General features: G+C 67.4%; 14 protein-coding genes. 4 read left to right on the top strand and 10 right to left on the bottom strand.

What is annotated here, in order from left to right; all coding sequences use genetic code 11:
- Nucleotides 1-12: 12 nt before the first annotated feature.
- The gene (locus tag BXU08_RS11935) at nucleotides 13-1299 is read left to right on the top strand and encodes a glycoside hydrolase family 130 protein (protein WP_077510259.1); all 1287 of its coding nucleotides are present in this window, start codon (nucleotides 13-15) and stop codon (nucleotides 1297-1299) included.
- On the opposite strand, the gene BXU08_RS11930 is transcribed toward BXU08_RS11935, so the two are convergent.
- The 6 genes from BXU08_RS11930 to hflK form a co-directional block, all read right to left on the bottom strand.
- Complete coding sequence (locus BXU08_RS11930; protein ID WP_077510258.1) at nucleotides 1300-1917, bottom strand: hypothetical protein; 618 nt, start codon at nucleotides 1915-1917, stop codon at nucleotides 1300-1302.
- 4 nt (nucleotides 1918-1921) lie between these two features.
- Nucleotides 1922-3949: an OPT family oligopeptide transporter gene (locus tag BXU08_RS11925; RefSeq protein ID WP_077510257.1), complete on the bottom strand. Its 2028-nt coding sequence runs from the start codon at nucleotides 3947-3949 to the stop codon at nucleotides 1922-1924.
- Nucleotides 3950-4005: 56 nt separating this feature from the next.
- Nucleotides 4006-5616, bottom strand: a complete 1611-nt coding sequence (locus BXU08_RS11920; protein ID WP_077510256.1) for a helicase HerA-like domain-containing protein — start codon at nucleotides 5614-5616, stop codon at nucleotides 4006-4008.
- Nucleotides 5617-5687: 71 nt separating this feature from the next.
- A complete protein-coding gene (locus BXU08_RS11915; RefSeq protein ID WP_077510255.1) occupies nucleotides 5688-7196 on the bottom strand; it encodes a Do family serine endopeptidase in 1509 nt (502 codons plus the stop codon).
- A 94-nt stretch (nucleotides 7197-7290) separates the two neighbouring features.
- Complete coding sequence (gene hflC / locus BXU08_RS11910) at nucleotides 7291-8148, bottom strand: protease modulator HflC (protein ID WP_077510254.1); 858 nt, start codon at nucleotides 8146-8148, stop codon at nucleotides 7291-7293.
- Nucleotides 8145-9284, bottom strand: coding sequence for a protease modulator HflK (gene hflK / locus BXU08_RS11905; protein WP_077510253.1), 1140 nt, complete (start codon nucleotides 9282-9284; stop codon nucleotides 8145-8147). The genes hflC and hflK overlap by 4 nt, the downstream gene beginning before the upstream one ends.
- A gap of 71 nt (nucleotides 9285-9355) precedes the next feature.
- On the opposite strand from hflK, the gene BXU08_RS11900 reads away from it, so the two are divergent.
- A complete protein-coding gene (locus BXU08_RS11900; RefSeq protein WP_077510252.1) occupies nucleotides 9356-10321 on the top strand; it encodes an Mrp/NBP35 family ATP-binding protein in 966 nt (321 codons plus the stop codon).
- Nucleotides 10322-10323: 2 nt separating this feature from the next.
- Nucleotides 10324-10761 carry a CoA-binding protein gene (locus BXU08_RS11895; protein WP_077510251.1) on the top strand — a complete coding sequence of 146 codons (438 nt, stop codon included), beginning with the start codon at nucleotides 10324-10326 and terminating at the stop codon, nucleotides 10759-10761.
- A 40-nt stretch (nucleotides 10762-10801) separates the two neighbouring features.
- Here BXU08_RS11895 and BXU08_RS11890 read toward each other — a convergent pair whose 3' ends face one another.
- From BXU08_RS11890 to BXU08_RS11875, 4 genes are all read right to left on the bottom strand, one after another.
- Complete coding sequence (locus tag BXU08_RS11890; RefSeq protein WP_150125519.1) at nucleotides 10802-11923, bottom strand: aminotransferase class V-fold PLP-dependent enzyme; 1122 nt, start codon at nucleotides 11921-11923, stop codon at nucleotides 10802-10804.
- A complete protein-coding gene (locus tag BXU08_RS11885; protein WP_077510249.1) occupies nucleotides 11920-12684 on the bottom strand; it encodes a tryptophan 2,3-dioxygenase in 765 nt (254 codons plus the stop codon). Before BXU08_RS11885 ends, BXU08_RS11890 begins: the two co-directional genes overlap by 4 nt.
- Nucleotides 12685-12905: 221 nt before the next feature.
- Complete coding sequence (gene dapD, locus BXU08_RS11880; protein WP_077510248.1) at nucleotides 12906-13727, bottom strand: 2,3,4,5-tetrahydropyridine-2,6-dicarboxylate N-succinyltransferase; 822 nt, start codon at nucleotides 13725-13727, stop codon at nucleotides 12906-12908.
- Between the two features lies 1 nt (nucleotide 13728).
- A complete protein-coding gene (locus BXU08_RS11875) occupies nucleotides 13729-14391 on the bottom strand; it encodes a pyrimidine 5'-nucleotidase (RefSeq protein ID WP_077510247.1) in 663 nt (220 codons plus the stop codon).
- 125 nt (nucleotides 14392-14516) lie between these two features.
- On the opposite strand from BXU08_RS11875, the gene BXU08_RS11870 reads away from it, so the two are divergent.
- The gene (locus BXU08_RS11870; protein WP_077510246.1) at nucleotides 14517-16886 is read left to right on the top strand and encodes a S8 family peptidase; all 2370 of its coding nucleotides are present in this window, start codon (nucleotides 14517-14519) and stop codon (nucleotides 16884-16886) included.
- The last annotated feature ends 3 nt before the right edge of the window (nucleotides 16887-16889 follow it).

The raw sequence follows: 16889 nt of genomic DNA, 5'->3' as shown, positions 1-16889 counted from the left end.
TACGGGGAACGCATGCAGGAATTGTTCAATCACACGCTGCGGCTTCGCGCAGATCCCTCCCGCGTGGTGGTGCGTCCGTTCCACATCGCCTGGGCGCATAACGGCTCGGGACCGAGCCGGTCCGAGCGCATCGTCGGCGAAGTGCTGGCGATGTCGCCGGGCGAGGCGAGCGCCCAGCTGGAGATCGTCCTCAAGGATTTCGAGGCGCGCCATTGGCAGACGCGCCGCGTGTTCATGACGCGCTACGACGAGATCGAGGAAATGCTCAAGCTGGACGGCAGCGCGATCGGCGACGAGAAGCGCCAGCTGCTCGGCGCCTATTTCTGCCACGAATACAGCTATGCCGCCGCCGCGCTGATGAACCCCAGCGCGGTGCCGCATTACGACCAGACCGGCATGCCCAAGGGCAGCATGCGCATCCTGATGTCGCTGCGGGCAGTGGGCGAGGGGCATATCTCCTCGGTGTCGTTCCGCGAAGGCATCATCACCGACAAGAACGAGCTGTCGCTCGCACCCGAGCCTCCCTTCGCCACTGCCGCCGATGCGCGCGAGGAGGACGAGGACAAGATGCCCGAGGGGCCGGTGACGGTCTATCGCCATCGCGATTCGACGCTGTCGGGCACGGTGATCTTCCCGATCACCAAAGCGCAGTCGAACGGGCTCGAGGATCTGCGGATCTGCCATTTCACGCATGACGACGGCAGCGAGGAATGGATCGGCACCTACACCGCCTATAACGGATCGGTGATCCAGTCCGAGCTGATGCGGACGCGCGACTGGCGCGCGATCGACCTGGTGCCGATGACCGGCGGCGCGTCGCGTAACAAGGGCATGGCGCTGTTCCCGCGCAAGATCGACGGCAAGTACATGATGCTCGGCCGGCAGGACGGCGAGAACATCTTTCTCCACACGTCCGACGACATCACCCATTGGGAAGGCGGCGAGCTGCTGATCAAGCCGCAATATCCTTGGGAGCTCGTCCAGATGGGCAATTGCGGCCCGCCGATCGAAGTCGATGACGGCTGGCTGGTGCTGACCCATGGCGTCGGCGCGATGCGCAAATATTCGATCGGTGCGGCGCTGCTCGACAAGAACGACCCGACCAAGGTGCTGGCGCGCTCGAAGGAGCCGCTGCTCGCCGCGGCGGACCAGGATCGCGAGGGCTATGTGCCCAACGTCGTCTATACCTGCGGCGCGATCCGCCATGGCGACAAGCTGTTCATCCCCTATGGCGTGGCCGACAGCTCGGTGGCGTTCGCCTTCGTGCCGATCACGGCGCTGCTGGAGCAGATGGGGTGATCAGTCGGTAGTCGAGGCTGCGAGTGCGATCAGCCGGCCGCGGCCGGGCTGGTGGATGGTGAAGAGGAATGCGCCCCACCATTCCATGCCGGCGTTGAACCACGGCGAAACCTCGCCAAGCCTCGGGCTGGTCCAATCCAGAATCCGGTGCGGCGCGCCAGGCGGCAGGAGGAAATCCAGGATGTCGTCGAACAACGACTGGATCTCGCTTGGGCGCGCGTCGAGACTATAGGGCGGGGAGGCGAAGGCGCGGGCGAACTGGCCACCCGCGCCCGGGTCGGGAAAGCCGTACCCGCCCGAGCGGATCGCGACGCCATCCAGCGTCGCGAGCGGCGGATCCACGAGCCTGCGGCCGTCGGCAGTTTCCCATGTGCCGCGTTTCACCATCTTCCGGCTTTCGGCCGCGCAATGCTCGCCGAGGAACTCGGCCTCGGTGATCTGGCATGCCCCGATCGCGCGGAGCGTCCCGCTATTCAGATTGCCGTCAAGCAACACGCGGATCGCTTCGATGGCGTCGACATCGCCCTCGCGGGCTCCATCGAACGCGGCGAAGGTGAAGGCGCCGCCCACCTTCCGGTAACGGCTGAAGGCGGGTGGCAGCTTCTCGATCCGTCGCATCGGCTCACCGATAGGTCGCGATGTCCTGATCGACCGGGGGTTCGCCGACCGGGGGTACGCTGCGCACCATTTTCCGGGTGAGCGCGTAGATCAGCGCGACCAGCCCGAAAAACAGCAACGGTGCGACCCATAGCGCCACGGTCTCGAAGCTCTCGCCCATGATCGCGAGCGGCGCATCGTTGGGCGGGATCGGCGAATTGCGGTTGGCCCAGGCGAGTACGCCGGCAAAGGCGACGCCGAACAGGCTCTCGCCGACGATCAGCCCGGTGGCGGCGAGCACGCCCATCCGCTCGGCAAACTCGGGGTTGACGCTGCGCTTCGCCCAGCGATTGTAGAGATGGCCGATCACTGCGCCGACCGGGATCAGCAAGGTGAGCGCCATCGGCAGATAGATGCCCATGCCCACCGCGAGCGGGGGCAGGCGCATCTTGCCCGCGCGGCCGAGCAGTTCGTCGATGACGATCACGCCGACGCCGATCGCGGCGCCGAGCCCGATCAGGCCCCAGTCGATGTCGCCGCCGAGCACGCCCTTGGCGATCGACGAGATCAGTGCGGCCTGTGGCGCGGACAGCGCATTGGGTCCGGCGCCGGGCATGCCGACAAAGCCCAATGTGTCCTTGAGCAAGTCGAGCACCAGCGGGATCGCCAGGCTGCCGAACACCACGCCCATGATCAGCGCGACCTGCTGCTTCCATGGCGTCGCGCCGACGAGCTGGCCGGTCTTGAGGTCCTGGAGGTTGTCGTTCGAGATCGTCGCGATCGAGAAGATGATCGCGGTGGTGAACAGCGCATAGGCGATCAGCGCGTTGGTGCGCGTCGGATCGGCCTCGTGCCCGAAGATCAGCACGAGCAGCAGCGACGCGCCGAGCACCGCGAGGATGCCGACGCCCGAGACCGGCGAGTTCGACGCGCCGATCAGACCGGCCATATAGCCGCACACCGCCGCGATCAGTACGCCGACGACGAGGATGTAGAGCAGCGAGCCGCCGATCACTGCCAGCGGATAATCATGCACTGGCCCACCGGCCGAGAAGCTCCACAGCAGCCAGGCGATCGGCACCAAGGTCAGGACCGTGACCAGGCCGACCACGCCGATCGGCAAGTCGCGCTCGGTGAGTGCCAGTGCCTCGCCGCCGGCGCGCGCGCGCGATGCCGCCAGTGCCGAGCGCAGGCCCGCGATGATCGGTCCGATGATCTTGAGCAGCGACCAGATCGCCGCGACGCCGATCGTGCCCGCGCCGATGAAGCGGACCTGCCCGCGGAAGGTGCCGCCGACCAGTGCGTCGATGCCGGCGGAGACGTCGCCGGTGGACGCGAAATACGGAACGAGCACGGTCCATGAGATGATCATACCGAAGAACATCGCCGCGCCGACCGAGATGCCGACGAGATGACCGACGCCGATCAGCAGCATCGACCAGCTGGTCGAGAAGCCCGAGGCGGTGCCGCCGATCGCGAAGTTCTTGCCCGCTTCCTCGGCGACCAGCTTCATCTTGGCGAGCAGGGCGAAGCCGCCGGAGAAGAGCGAACCGAGCATCAGCACGCGCAGCCCATGGGCGTTTTCCATGTCGCCTGCGCGGCTGTTCGAGCCGACCTTGAGCACCTCGGCGGCGGCGACGCCCTCGGGATAGGGAAGGGTAGAGCCGGTCACCAGCGCGCGGCGGAGCGGCACCGAGAACATCACGCCGAGCACGCCGCCGGTGACGCACACCGCGACGGTGGTCCAATAGGGGAAGCCCGACCACCAGCCGACCATGATCAGCCCCGGCAGCACGAAGACGATCGCCGCCAGCGTGCCCGCGGCGCTGGCGATCGTCTGGACGATGTTGTTCTCGAGGATCGAGCTGCCGCGGAAGAAGCGCAGGATCGCCATCGATACGACCGCGGCGGGGATCGACGTGGCGAAGGTCAGCCCGACCTTGAGCCCGGCATAGACGTTCGCCGCTGTGAACAGCAGCGTGATCGCCGCCCCCAGCAAGACGCCGCGAAGCGTGAGTTCGAGCGGCGCGCGGGCCGCGGCGTCGGTCGCCAAGTGCTGATCTCCCCCAAATCCGGATCAAGGTAACAGGAGAGACTATGGCGCGCTTGTCAGCCTCTGAACAGCCCGCCCAGCACGCCGCGCACCAGCTGCGCGCCGAGGCTGGTCGAGCGGCGCCCCCGGCCGCCGAAGATCTCGCGGCCGACTTCGTTGGCGACCTGACGGCCGAGCGACGACGAGGCGGAGCGGGCGGCCGACGTCGCCACCTTGGCCCAGGGCGACGTGGCGGTCGCCTGCGCGCGCTGGGTGGCGAGGCGGGTGCGCTCGGCTTCCTTGGCGATGCGGGCATGCTCCTTGGCCTGCGCGGCGGCCGCCTTGTCGGCTGCAGTCTCGGCCTGGGCTTCGGCGGCGGCGGCGACGGCTTCGTCGGCCTTGGCGGCGAGCATTTCTTCGGCGGATTCGCGATCGATCGCGATGTCATATTTGTCGCCGACCGCATCGGTGGTGATCAGCACGGCGCGTTCGCCCGGGGTCAGCGGACCCACCCGGGTGCCAGGTGCGCGGATCAGCGCGCGCTCGACCGGCGAGGGCGATCCGTCTTCCTGGAGCACCGACACCAACGCCTCGCCGACCTTGAGTTCGGTGATCGCCGTCGCGACATCGACGTCGGGATTGGCGCGGAAGGTCTCGGCGGCGGACCGCACCGCCTTGGCATCCTTTGGCGTGAAGGCGCGGAGTGCGTGCTGGACGCGGTTGCCGAGCTGGCCGGCGACATCTTCGGGGATGTCGATCGGGTTCTGCGTGACGAAGTAGACGCCGACGCCCTTGGAGCGGATCAGCCGGACGACCTGCTCGATCTTGTCGAGCAGGGCCTTGGGCGCATCGTCGAACAGCAGATGCGCTTCGTCGAAGAAGAAGACGAGCACCGGCTTGTCGGGATCGCCGATTTCGGGGAGCGTCTCGAACAGCTCGGAGAGCATCCACAGCAGGAAGCTGCCATAGAGCCGCGGGCTCGCCATCAGCTTGTCGGCGGCGAGGATGTTGACCACGCCGCGGCCGCGATCATCGGTGCGGAGGAACTCGCTGATCTCGAGCGCCGGCTCGCCGAAGAAATGCTCGGCGCCCTGGGTGCGCAGCTGGAGCAGCTGGCGCTGGATCGTGCCGACGCTGGCCCTGGTGATGTTGCCGAACTTGGTCGAGAGCTCGCTCGCGCGCTCGGCGCAATGGGCGAGCATCGCCTGGAGGTCGTCGAGATCGAGCAGCAGCAGCCCTTCCTCGTCGGCGACGTGGAACGCGACATTGAGAACGCCTTCCTGCGTGTCGTTGAGGTCGAGCAGCCTGGCGAGGAGCAGCGGGCCCATCTCCGAAACCGTGGCGCGGATCGGGTGGCCCTGCTCGCCGAACAGGTCCCAGAGCTGCACCGGCAATTCGCCATAGCGCCACGCGGTGTCGCCGATCTCCTGCGCGCGCTTCGCGAAGATGTCGTGCGTCTTCGCGGTCGGCGAGCCGGCCATGCCGAGGCCGGACAGATCGCCCTTCACGTCGGAGACGAATACCGGCACGCCCGCGGCGGAAAAGCCCTCGGCCAGCACCTGCAGCGTGACGGTCTTGCCGGTGCCGGTCGCGCCGGCGATCAGCCCGTGGCGATTGGCGCGGCGCAGGACCAGCTCCTGCCGCTCGCTGCCAGCGGCGCCCACGAAAATGCCCGTCTCTCCCGCCATCACCGAACTCCTGTTTCAGAAGCCGGTTCTAGGGGAGAAACGGGCATTGGTCAGCCCGATAAGGCTATCGTTCAGTTCGGAATCTGCACCGACACATAGCGGCCCTGCCCACGGCGCTGGACGAATAGCAGCACCTGCTTGCCGCCGCTGCTCTTGGTCTGGGCAACGATTCGGGCGAGGTCGGCTGCGGTGCGCACCGGAGTGCGATTGGCAGTGGTGATCAGGTCGCCGCGGGTTAGCCCCTTGCCGGCCGCGTCGCTGTTGGCATCGGCGCCGAGCACCACCACGCCCTGGGCAGTGGCGTCGGCACCGATCTGGCGCGCGATCTGCGGGGTGAGCGGCGTGACGGCGATGCCGAGCGAGGCAGCGCCCATCGTCTCGCTGTCCTGCGGATTGCTGTCATTGTCCTCGAGATCGAACTGCTGCTGGGCGAGTTCCTCGTCGGGCGGACGCGTCCCGATGGTGAGCGTCACCGTCTGGCGCTTGCCGTCGCGGACCAGCTCGACTGGAATGCGCGTGCCCGGCGGCACATTGGCGACCAGATAGCTCAGCGTCTGATCCGGCGTGACGTCCTTGTTGTTGATCCGGACGATCACGTCGCCTTGGCGGATGCCGGCCTTTTCGGCGGCCTGGCCCGGCTCGACGCGCGCGACGATCGTGCCGTTACCCTTGGGCACGCCGAACGAATCGGCGAGGTCGGCAGTCAGATCCTGCATCTGGATGCCCAGATAGCCGCGCTGGATCGTCTGGCCCTTCATCAGGCGATCGAGGATCGGCTTGGCCTCGGTTGACGGAATGGCGAAGCCGATGCCGACATTGCCGCCGGTCGGCGACAGGATCTGCGAGTTGATCCCGATGACGTTGCCGCTGAGATCGAACAGCGGGCCGCCCGAATTGCCGCGGTTGATCGAGGCGTCGGTCTGGATGAAGCGGTCGAATGCGCCGCCCACGGTGGAGCGATGCAGTGCCGAGACGATGCCAGCGGTCACCGATCCGCCCAGCCCGAACGGGCTGCCGATCGCGACGACCCAGTCGCCGACCCGCGCCTGGTTCGAATCGCCGAGGCGGACAAAGGGAAGGCCGGTGGCTTCGATCTTGAGAACCGCGAGATCCGACGACGCATCGCGGCCGATCAGGCGCGCCTTATATTCCTTGCGATCGTTCAGCGTGACGGTGATCGTCTCGACCACCGCGCCGCGGGTACCCGCAGTGACGACGTGGTTGTTGGTCACGACATAGCCGTCAGCCGAGATCAGAAAGCCCGAGCCGAGCGATTCGGCCTGGCGAGTGACCGGGCCGCCGCCGCCCTGGCCGCGGCCGAACATCTCGAACGGCGTGCCCTGGAACGGATTCTGCTGCTGGACGGTGATGCGCTGCGTGGTCGAGATGTTGACCACGGCCGGCTGGAGCTTTGCGACCATGTCCGCAAAGCTCATCGGCGCGCCACCGCGTGGGGCGGCGGCCTGGATCGCGCCCGGCTCGTTCTGCGCGGTCTGCGCGCCGGCGGGCTGGTTCAGCGTCAGGGCAGTGGCGGCGCCACCAAGGGCAAGGGCAGTGGTAAGAGCGTAGACGTAACGCACGTGGGCGAATCCTCTCAAAGGACGAGTAAGCGTTCAGGCGCGATAGTTGCGCCCGGTTGCTGAACGCTGATTGAATATGAACGAAGCTGCAGCCTCATCGTTGCCCCATGAACTCGCGCAGGTAGCTGTTCTGCGGCGAGAGGATGACCGAGGTCTCGCCCTTGCCCTCGCCCTGCGCCAGGAAGGTCGTCCGGTACGACTGCATCGCGCGGTAGAAATCGTAGAAGGCGGGATCCTTGTTGAACGCCTGCGCATAGACCTGTGCGGCTTGCGCCTGCGCCGTGGCGCGGATGATCTGCGCTTCCTTGAGGCCCTGTGCCTTGATCGTCGCGGCTTCCTGCCGGCGCGCAGTTGCCATGCGGTTGAGCGCGCTCTCTAGCGGCGAGCCGGTCGGCAGCTCGGTCTGCTTGATGCGGACATCGACGATCTCGACGCCGTACTGGCTGGCGAGACGCTGCAGCGAGTTCTGGATATTGTCCATCACTTCGCCGCGCTCGGGGCTGAGCAGGATCGCCGAGGTACGCTTGCCGAGTTCGTTGCGCAGCGACGAGCCGAACAGGGGCTGGAGCTGATCGCGGACGCGCTCTTCCGAGCCGACGGTCACCACCATCTTGAGCGGATCGACGACGCGGAAGCGGGCATAGGCATCGACTTCGAGCCGCAGCTGATCGGTCGACAGCACCGGCTGGTTGGGCAGGTCGATGTCGAGCACGCGCTTGTCGACCCAGACGATGCGATCGATGAACGGGATGCGGAAGATCGGGCCCGCCTGGGTCCGGCCATATTGCTCGTTCGGCTTGTACGCGTTGATCGTGCGATAGGGCTGTTCGAGCCGCAGGATCACTACCTGCTTGCTCTCGGGAACGATCGCGACGGTGCTCATCAGCACCACCAGTGCGAGGATCACGATCATCGCGATCCCGATCGGGCTGCGGAACCAGCTGGCGGTCATCGTGCTGCTCCCGTCGAGGCGCGGGGCTGGGGCGAGGGCTCAGCCGCCGGGGTGCCGCCGCCGCGAATCGCAGGCAGCGGGAGATAGGGCGTCACGCCGGGGGCTTCGACGATCGTCTTGTTGGTGCGCGACAGGATCTGCTCCATCGTCTCGTAATAGATGCGGCGGCGCGTCACTTCGGGCGCCATTTTGTACTGCTCGTAGATCTTGTCGAACTCGGCCGCCTCGCCCTGTGCCGCGGCGAGAACCTGCTGGGCATAGGCATTGGCGTTGTTCTTGTTGGCCTGCGCCTCCTGCTGCGCGGCGGTGACTTGTTTGAAGTCCTCATCCACGGCCTGCGGGGCGGCCGCCTTCTGGATCGCCACGCCCTGGATGCGGATGCCCGAATTATAGGAGTCGAGGATCTGCTGGATGGTCGCCTGGACCTGCGCCTCGATCCGCGAACGGCCCTGGCCGATCGCGTCGTTGAGGCTGGTGGTAGCTACGACCGCGCGCATCGCGCTCTCGGCAGTAGCGCGGACGGTGTCCTCGGGCTTGGCGATCTGGAACCTGTAATCGACCGCGCTGCGGATGTCCCAACGCACCGAATAGGCCAGATCGACGATGTTCTGGTCGCCGGTGAGCATCAGATTCTCGCCGCCGGTCGGGAAATTCTCGGTGCGGATGTTGGCGACGTCGATGACATCGACCAGCTGGAGCGGCGCGGGAAGCGTGATCCGCACGCCGGGCGTCAGCGTCGACGAATAGCTGCCCAGGGTAGTGACGAGGCCGCGTTCGCGCGGGCCGATCGGGTGGATGCTGGTATAGAGCACCCAGACGAGCAGCAGGCCGCCGATAACCATCGACCACAGCCGGGTGCCGCTGGGCAGGCCGGGAACGCCCGGGCCGCCACCGCCGCCACGGGCGCGGCGAAGCAATTCGTCGAGGCTGGTCGCGCCGGGACGCGGGCGCTTGCCGTCGGGCGGGAAGGACCAGGGATTGCGCGGGCCACCGCCGCCCCCGTTACCGCCGCCATTGCCGGAACCGCCGCCCCCGTTACCGGAACCGCCGCTTCCGCCGCCACTGCCCCACGGACTCTTGGGAGCTTCGTTCTTGAAGATGCCGGCCAGTCCGCGCCAGCCCGATAGGTTCACCATGCCTGTCTTTATAAGGATGCATACGCGGATTTACAGTGGCAGCCGCCGATTGTGCGCCTATCTGGCGCGTAATGAATGATGTCCAGAGCTTGAAAGCGGCGCTCGCGCCGATCGCGGCGGGCCGCGCCAGTGCCCGAATCGAGGACGGCAAGGCCAGCATCGTGCTCGACGTAACCGGGCTGGGCGAGGCCGCGCGCGCCGAGCTGGAGGCCGATGTCCGGCGCGTCGCGCAGGCCGTGCCGGGGGTGACCGAAGTGCGGGTTTTGCTCACCAGCGAACGGCGCACGCGACGGCTGATCGCCGTGGCGAGCGGCAAGGGCGGGGTGGGCAAATCGACCGTCGCGGCCAATATCGCGATCGCGCTGGCGCGGCGCGGGCGGCGCGTGGGGCTGGTCGATGCCGATATATACGGGCCGTCGCAGACTCGGTTGCTCGGCGTCGACGGCATCCGCCCCGAAGCGCGCGAGAAGACACTGATCCCGGTGCAGACCAAGTTCGGCGTGCCGCTTCTGTCGATGGGCGGGCTGGTGCCCGAGGGGCAGGCGATCGCGTGGCGCGGATCGATGGCGGGCGGTGCGCTCGGCCAGATGGTCGATGCCGATTGGGGCGATGCCGAAGTGCTGATCCTCGATCTGCCGCCCGGCACCGGCGACTTGCAGCTGACCATGGTCCAGAAACACAAGCCCGCCGGGGCGATCATCGTCTCGACGCCGCAGGACCTGGCGCTGATCGACGCCACCCGCGCGATCGACTTGTTCAACAAGGTCAACGTCCCGATCGTCGGGGTGATCGAGAACATGTCGGGCTATGCCTGCCCGCATTGCGGCGAGGTCTCGGACCCGTTCGGCAGCGGCGGCGCCGAGGCGGCGGCGGGCAAGATGGGATTGCCCTTCCTTGGGCGGATACCGCTGGAACTGGCGATCCGCACGGCTTCGGACGCCGGCGATCCGCCCGCCGCGGGGAACGGCCCGCAGGCGGAGACGTTCGCTTTGCTGGCGGCGCGGCTGGATGATTGGCTCGCCGCAAACGGAGGCTGACCATGCCGCTGACGCGCGACGAGGACATCAAGCAGTTGCTGGAAGAGACGCGGACGATCGCGATGATCGGCGCGTCGGACCGGCCCGACCGGCCGAGCTATGGCGTGATGGCGTATCTCCAGAGCCGCGGCTATCGCGTGATCCCGGTAAACCCGCAGATCACCGGCGAGCACATCCACGGCGAATTCGTCTTCCGCGAGCTGAGCCAGATCGGTGAGCCGATCGACATGGTCGATATCTTCCGCCGATCGATCGCGGCGGGCGAAGCGGTGGACGAGGCGATCGCGGCGGGCGCCAAATCGGTTTGGCTGCAGATCGGGGTGATCAACGAAGAGGCTGCGGCGCGGGCGGAGGCGGCGGGGCTGAAGGTGGTGATGGACCGGTGCCCGAAGATCGACATTCCGCGGCTGGGGGTGGCGCGGGTAGGCGGCGCGCCTTAGCAGGGGCCCTGCCTCGACACGCTCTGGACGAACGGTTCGTTCACGGCGTCGCTGACAGCTGCTTAAGCGCCCAGATCAGTCCGTCGAGATCGCGCGTATCCTGGTATAGCCCGAACCCGATCCGCAGCACGTCGCCGCGCACATCGGTGATCACGTCCTGCGCCTCGAGCTGCGCCTTCCACCGCGCCGCTTCCGGCGAGCGCAGCGCCAGAAAACGCGCCGGCGATCCCGGATTGAGCAGTTCGGCGTCGATCGGCAGGTCCGCCAGCAACGCGTCCCGCAGGCCGCCCGCATGCGCAGCGATATCGGCGGCGGTCAGCCCCTCCTGCCGCAGCATGTCGCGCACCGCGACGAAGCGGTAGATGCCCGAAGGATCGAACGTTGCCCCCAGGAAACGCCGCGCATCGGGGGCATAGCCGATGCTGCCGGGCGGCAGCGACAGATCGTCGAACTCGGCATACCAGCCGGTGATCTCGGGCCGCGGGCCGAAGCCGGGCGGGGCGTGGAGGAACGCGCAGCCTTCGCCTGCCATCGCGTATTTATAGCCGCCCGCGAGGTAGAATACCCGGTCGGCCACGGCGGAGAGGTCGGTCTCCATAGCCATAAAACCGTGGTAGCCGTCGATCACCACCCACGGCCCCTCGGGCCGCGCCAGCGCGGCGAGCTTGTCGATCCCGTCGAAGACATGCCCGGTGCCGAACTGGACGTGGCTGACGAAGATCAGGTCATGCGTGCCGCTCCGCGCGGCTTCGACCAGCGAATCGAGCGGCACGCGGTCCACGATCGCACTGCCCGCTTCCTCCCAGCGGAGGCTCTGGCGGCGGAAGCTATGGAATTCGCCGTCGCTGGTCAGGATGCGCAGCGGGCGCCGCGGCAGCGCCGAGACGACGCGCAGCAGCAATTCGTGAGTGTTGGGCGCGAAGACGATGCTGGACGGATCGGGCAGCCCAAGCTCGGCGGCGACATGGTGCTGCGCGGCGGGCCAGATCTCGCCCATCACCCGCTCCCATTTGCGGTCGGCGAGGCGCACCCCGTCCTCCCACGCGGCGAGCTGGCCGACATAGGACGCGTCGGGCCAGAGATGATGGCTGTGCGCGGCGAAGTGGAGCCGTTCGGGCGCCGCGGCGATCGCGCGCTGGAACAGATGCTTGTAGCTGGTCACAGCTGGGTGCGGAGCGACCAGAGCTCCGGAAAGGCGCGCTTGACCAGGGTCGATTCGAGATAGGGCACGCCCGCGGTGCCGCCGGTGCCCGATTTCATCCCGATGACGCGGCTGACGGTGAGGACATGCTTGTGGCGCCAGGTGGCGAGCGCATCGTCGATATCGACCAGCTTCTCGGCGAGCTGGTACAGTTCCCAGTTCGCGCTGGTGTCGCGATAGACTTCGGCCCAGGCATCCTCGACCGCCTTGCTGGGTACGTAAGGCTGGCTCCAGTCACGCTCCAGCGCCTCGGCCGGCACGTCGAAGCCGGCGCGGGCGAGCGCGGCATTGGCTTCGTCCCACAGGCTCGGAGCGGCGGCGAATTCGACAGTCAGCGGTCCGGGCACGCCGCCGCCGCGCAGCCCCAGCATGGTCTCGACTGCGCGGAACTGGTCCGACTGGAAACCCGAACTGGTGCCGAGCACTTCGCGGAAGCGGGTATAGTCGGACGGGGTCATCGTCGCGAGCACATCCCAGCTCAGCGTCATCACCGCCTGGATGCGGCTGACTCGGGCGAGCGACTTGTACGCCTCGACCGGCTTGTCGGCACGCACCAGCGCCAGCGCCGAGCGGACCTCGACGATCATCTGCTTGAGCCAGAGTTCCTTGGTCTGGTGGATGATGATGAACAGCAGCTCGTCATCGCGATCCGAGAGCGGATGCTGCGACGCCAGCAACGTGTCGAGCGCGAGATAGCGCCCATAGGTCATGGGTTCGGTCATGCCTTCCTCTATGCCATACCGGCATCCCGGCGAAAGCCGGATGACGGTATGGCTTCCAATGTAGGATTTGATCTGGAAGGACCGTTGCGCGCGCTCTTTGAATCCGTTGAAAATCTCCAACAGAATTGCGCATCATAATTGCGTGAGGGCGTAACTTTATTCCCGGTTCACCGTGAAAATAGTGAAAGTTGGCCAGGTCACGGCGCGGAAACGCCGCCGAATCAGTCCCTCAAAAGTTCGTTGATCCCGGTTTTCGAGCGCGTCTGCGCGTCGACCGTCTTGACGATCACTGCGCAATACAGCCCGGGCTTGCCCGCCTCGCCCGGTACCGTGCCCGGCACCACCACCGAATAGGGCGGCACATGCCCGCGATGCACTTCGCCGGTCGCGCGGTCGATGATCTTGGTCGAGGCGCCGAGATAGACGCCCATCGACAGCACCGCGCCTTCGCCGACGCGGACGCCCTCGGCCACTTCGGCGCGCGCGCCGATGAACGCGCCGTCGCCGATGATCACCGGATCGGCCTGGAGTGGCTCGAGCACGCCGCCGATGCCGACGCCGCCGGAGAGATGCACGTTCTTGCCGATCTGCGCGCAGCTGCCCACGGTCGACCAGGTATCGACCATGGTGCCTTCGCCGACATAGGCGCCGATATTGACGAAGCTGGGCATCAGCACCGCGCCCCTGGCGACATGCGCGCCATGGCGGACGATCGAGCCGGGTACTGCGCGGAAGCCCGCCTCGCGGAAGTCGGTCTCGCCCCAATTGGCGAACTTGCTCGGCACCTTGTCGAACCAGTTGGCGCCGCCGGGGCCCTCGACCACGACATTGTCGTTGAGGCGGAAGCTGAGGAGGACTGCCTTCTTCAGCCACTGATTGACTTGCCAGCCGCCGTCCGCGGTCGGCTGGGCGACGCGCGCAGTGCCGCGATCGAGCTGGTTCAGCGCTTCGGCGACTGCCTCGCGCACCGCGCCCTTGGTTTCCAGGCCGAGATTGGCCCGGTCTTCCCAGGCGGCGTCGATCGTCGATGCGAGGTCGGTCACGTCAGTCCTCCAAAATTTCGTGCAGCCAGTGGCCGAGGTCGGTCACGGTATAGTCGATGAAGCTGCGGTCTGCGTCGGGCGTCTGTTCCGATCCATTGTCGATCCAGACCGTGGTCATTCCGATCGCCTTGGCGGGCTTCAGATTGCGCGCCATGTCTTCGACGAACAGCGATTCCCCTGGATCGAGGCCATAGGCGTCGCACAGCCCGCGATAGGCCGACGGATCGGGCTTGGGGCGGTATTCGGTGGCGTGGATGTCGTGGATCGCCTCGAACGTATCGGTCAGCCCGAGCCGGTCGAGCACCTTGCCGGCATAGGGCGCGTCGCCATTGGTGAAGACCAGTTTCCGACCCGGCAGCCGCGCCAGTGCCTCGATCAGCGCCTCGTTGCGCTCCAGCACGCTCATATCGACGTCATGGACGTCGGCGAGATAATGCGCGGGATCCACGCCATGCTCGGCAATCAGCCCCGACAGCGTCGTGCCATGGGCATGGAAATAGCCCTTCTGGATGCGATGCGCCTCTTCCGGATCGCAATTGAGCAGGGTGCGGACATATTCGCCGATCCGCGCATCGATCATCGCGAACAGGTTCGCGCTCACCGGATAGAGCGTGTTGTCGAGGTCGAAGACCCAGTTGCGGATATGGCGGAGCTCGGGAAGCATCGGACCGGGGCTCTACGGAGTGGACGCCGGTGCTGCAAGGCGGCAGGGTGGATCAGAGTTAACGCTCGGTAAAGGCTGCATAATCTATCTGCGCCGCCGGGCATGGCCCAACAAGGATCAGCGATATGCGAGCGGTTTTCCACGCGCGATTGATGCACGGCGTCGCGATCGGCAGCTTGCTGGGGCTCGCCGCATGCGGCGGCGGGGGCGGCAGCAGCCGGCCTGCGCCGATCCCGGCACCCGTCCCGGCCCCGGCGCCCGCCCCCACGCCGACTCCGGTTCCTACGCCCACGCCCGTGCCGACTCCGGCACCGACGCCCATGGCGAATTACGACACTGCCGAATATCGGGCGACCGCGGGCGCGATCTCGATGAACGCGCTCACCGCGTACAATCATGGCGGCACCGGCGCGGGCGTCCGCGTCGGCGTGATCGACAGCGGCATCGACTTGCAGAGCGCCGAGTTCGGCGATTGCTCGGGCGGCATCGGAACCGGAAGCTGCCGCATTGCCGGCACGTCGATCGCCGCGGCAGGCAATGGCAGCATCGACGATGAAGGCGGGCACGGCACCGCGGTTGCCTTCACCATCGCCGGCCGTCGCAACGATGCCGGCACGCACGGCGTCGCCTTCGACGCGCAGCTGATCGTCGCGCGCGCCGACACGCCGGGCAGCTGCGCCGATACGAGCGAAGACGGCGGCTGCAGCTTTGGCGATAGCGCCATCGCCGCGGGTCTCGACGCGGCGCGGATTGGCGGCGCGCGCGTGGTGAACATCTCGCTCGGCGGCGATCCGCCCAATGCCCGGCTGCTCCGCGCGATCAGCGACGCGACCGCGGCGGGGATCGTCATCGTCATCTCGGCGGGCAACGACGGCGAAAAGGCCGAGGGCGTCAATCCCGATCCGTTTGCTGGCGGCGCAGCGGCGAGCGCCGGCGCGCGCGGTCTCGTCATCATCGCCGGATCGGTCGGCACCGGCGACCAGATTTCCAGCTTCAGCAACCGCGCCGGGACGGGGGCCAACACCTTCCTTGCCGCGCTGGGTGAGCGCGTGCGGGCGCCGGACGAGAACAACGCGCCGCTGTTGTGGTCGGGCACGTCCTTCTCGGCGCCGCAGATCGCCGGCGCAGTGGCGTTGCTCGCACAAGCCTTTCCCAACCTTACCGGCGCGCAGATCGTCCAGCTGCTCTACGCCACGGCGCGCGATGTCGGCGCACCGGGGACGGACCCGGTCTATGGCCGCGGCGTGCTCGATCTGACGCGTGCCTTCCAGCCGGTCGGCACGACGTCGCTGGCCGGATCGACCGGGGTGGTTTCGACCGGCGTCAACGGCGCGCTGTCGGCGCCGATGGGCGATGCGCGGCAAGGCGCGCTCGGTGCGGTGGTGCTCGATTCGTTCGATCGGGCCTTTGCGACCGAACTGGCGCGCACGATCGTTCGCCAGGGCCCGGCGCGGCGACTGCCGGCGCTGATGGCGACGCAGCAGCGCAGCTTCTCGGTAGGCATGCGCGACCTGAGCGTCGCAGTGTCGCTGGTGCCGACGCGCGATTCGATCCGGATCGAGCGGCTCGGGATCGGCACCCGCGATGCGGGCGTCGCGCGGATGCTCGCCGCGACGGTGAGCGGCCGGCTGGGCAGCAAGGCGCAGTTCGCGATCGGTGCATCGGAGAGCGGCAACACGCTCACCGCGCGCCTGGCCGGACGCGACGAGCCCGCCTTCCTCGTCGCGCGCGATCCGCTGCACAGCGCGGGATTCGATGTCGATGTGACTGGTTCGATGGCGGTGCGCCAGTCGCTCGGGCACTGGGGCGTCAGCCTGGCGCAGGAGCAGGGGCAGGTGCTCAGCCGGCGCGATACCCAGTTTGCGGCGCTCCGCTGGGAGGCGCAGCGATCGGGCTATTGGCGTACCACGCTGGGGCTCGACCGCAGCCTGGGAGATTTGCGGATCGGCGTGTCGCTGACCAGGCTGAGCGAGCGCGACACCGTGCTCGGTGCGAGGTTCAGCGGCGGCCTCGGCGCGGCGCGGGCCGACAGCGATTTCGTCGATCTGGGGATGCGCTACGAGATGGGCGAGGGCTGGTCGCTCGGCGGCTCGATGCGCCAGGGCCGGACTAGTGCCAAGCTGCGCAGCGGCGTCGAAGGCGGCGGCACGATCCGCACCAATGCCTTTGCGGCGGATATCGGCAAGGACGGGATCTTCGCGCGCGCCGATAGCTTCGGCTTGCGCATCGCCCAGCCGCTGCGCGTCGCGCAGGGCGGGATCGGCATCGCGCTCCCGGCGGACTGGGATTATTCGACCATGGCGGTAAGCGCGTGGGATCGGGGCTTCCTCAATCTCGCGCCCGAGGGTCGGGAAGTCGATTACGAGCTGCGCTACAGCTGGCCGCTGGTGGGCGGCACGCTGAGCAGCAACCTGTTCCTTCGCCGGAATCCCGGAAACTACGCGTCGCTTGCCAGCGACAAGGGTGGCGCAGTGCGGCTGACCCTGGGGTTCTGAGAA

Source organism: Sphingomonas sp. LM7 (assembly GCF_002002925.1).
GTDB lineage: Bacteria > Pseudomonadota > Alphaproteobacteria > Sphingomonadales > Sphingomonadaceae > Sphingomonas.
Note: the sequence above shows the minus strand (reverse complement) of the source record. Positions and strands in the feature narration are given on the sequence as shown.

Bases quoted from the DNA above. Each gene is read 5' to 3' on its own strand.
- BXU08_RS11920 (WP_077510256.1), bottom strand. From the start codon at position 5,616: ATGGCGGGAGAGACGGGCATTTTCGTGGGCGCCGCTGGCAGCGAGCGG.
- BXU08_RS11885 (WP_077510249.1), bottom strand. From the start codon at position 12,684: ATGACCGAACCCATGACCTATGGGCGCTATCTCGCGCTCGACACGTTG.
- BXU08_RS11895 (WP_077510251.1), top strand. From the start codon at position 10,324: ATGCCGCTGACGCGCGACGAGGACATCAAGCAGTTGCTGGAAGAGACG.
- BXU08_RS11875 (WP_077510247.1), bottom strand. From the start codon at position 14,391: ATGCTTCCCGAGCTCCGCCATATCCGCAACTGGGTCTTCGACCTCGAC.
- hflC (WP_077510254.1), bottom strand. From the start codon at position 8,148: ATGACCGCCAGCTGGTTCCGCAGCCCGATCGGGATCGCGATGATCGTG.
- BXU08_RS11935 (WP_077510259.1), top strand. From the start codon at position 13: ATGCAGGAATTGTTCAATCACACGCTGCGGCTTCGCGCAGATCCCTCC.
- BXU08_RS11930 (WP_077510258.1), bottom strand. From the start codon at position 1,917: ATGCGACGGATCGAGAAGCTGCCACCCGCCTTCAGCCGTTACCGGAAG.
- BXU08_RS11870 (WP_077510246.1), top strand. From the start codon at position 14,517: ATGCGAGCGGTTTTCCACGCGCGATTGATGCACGGCGTCGCGATCGGC.
- hflK (WP_077510253.1), bottom strand. From the start codon at position 9,284: ATGGTGAACCTATCGGGCTGGCGCGGACTGGCCGGCATCTTCAAGAAC.
- BXU08_RS11900 (WP_077510252.1), top strand. From the start codon at position 9,356: ATGAATGATGTCCAGAGCTTGAAAGCGGCGCTCGCGCCGATCGCGGCG.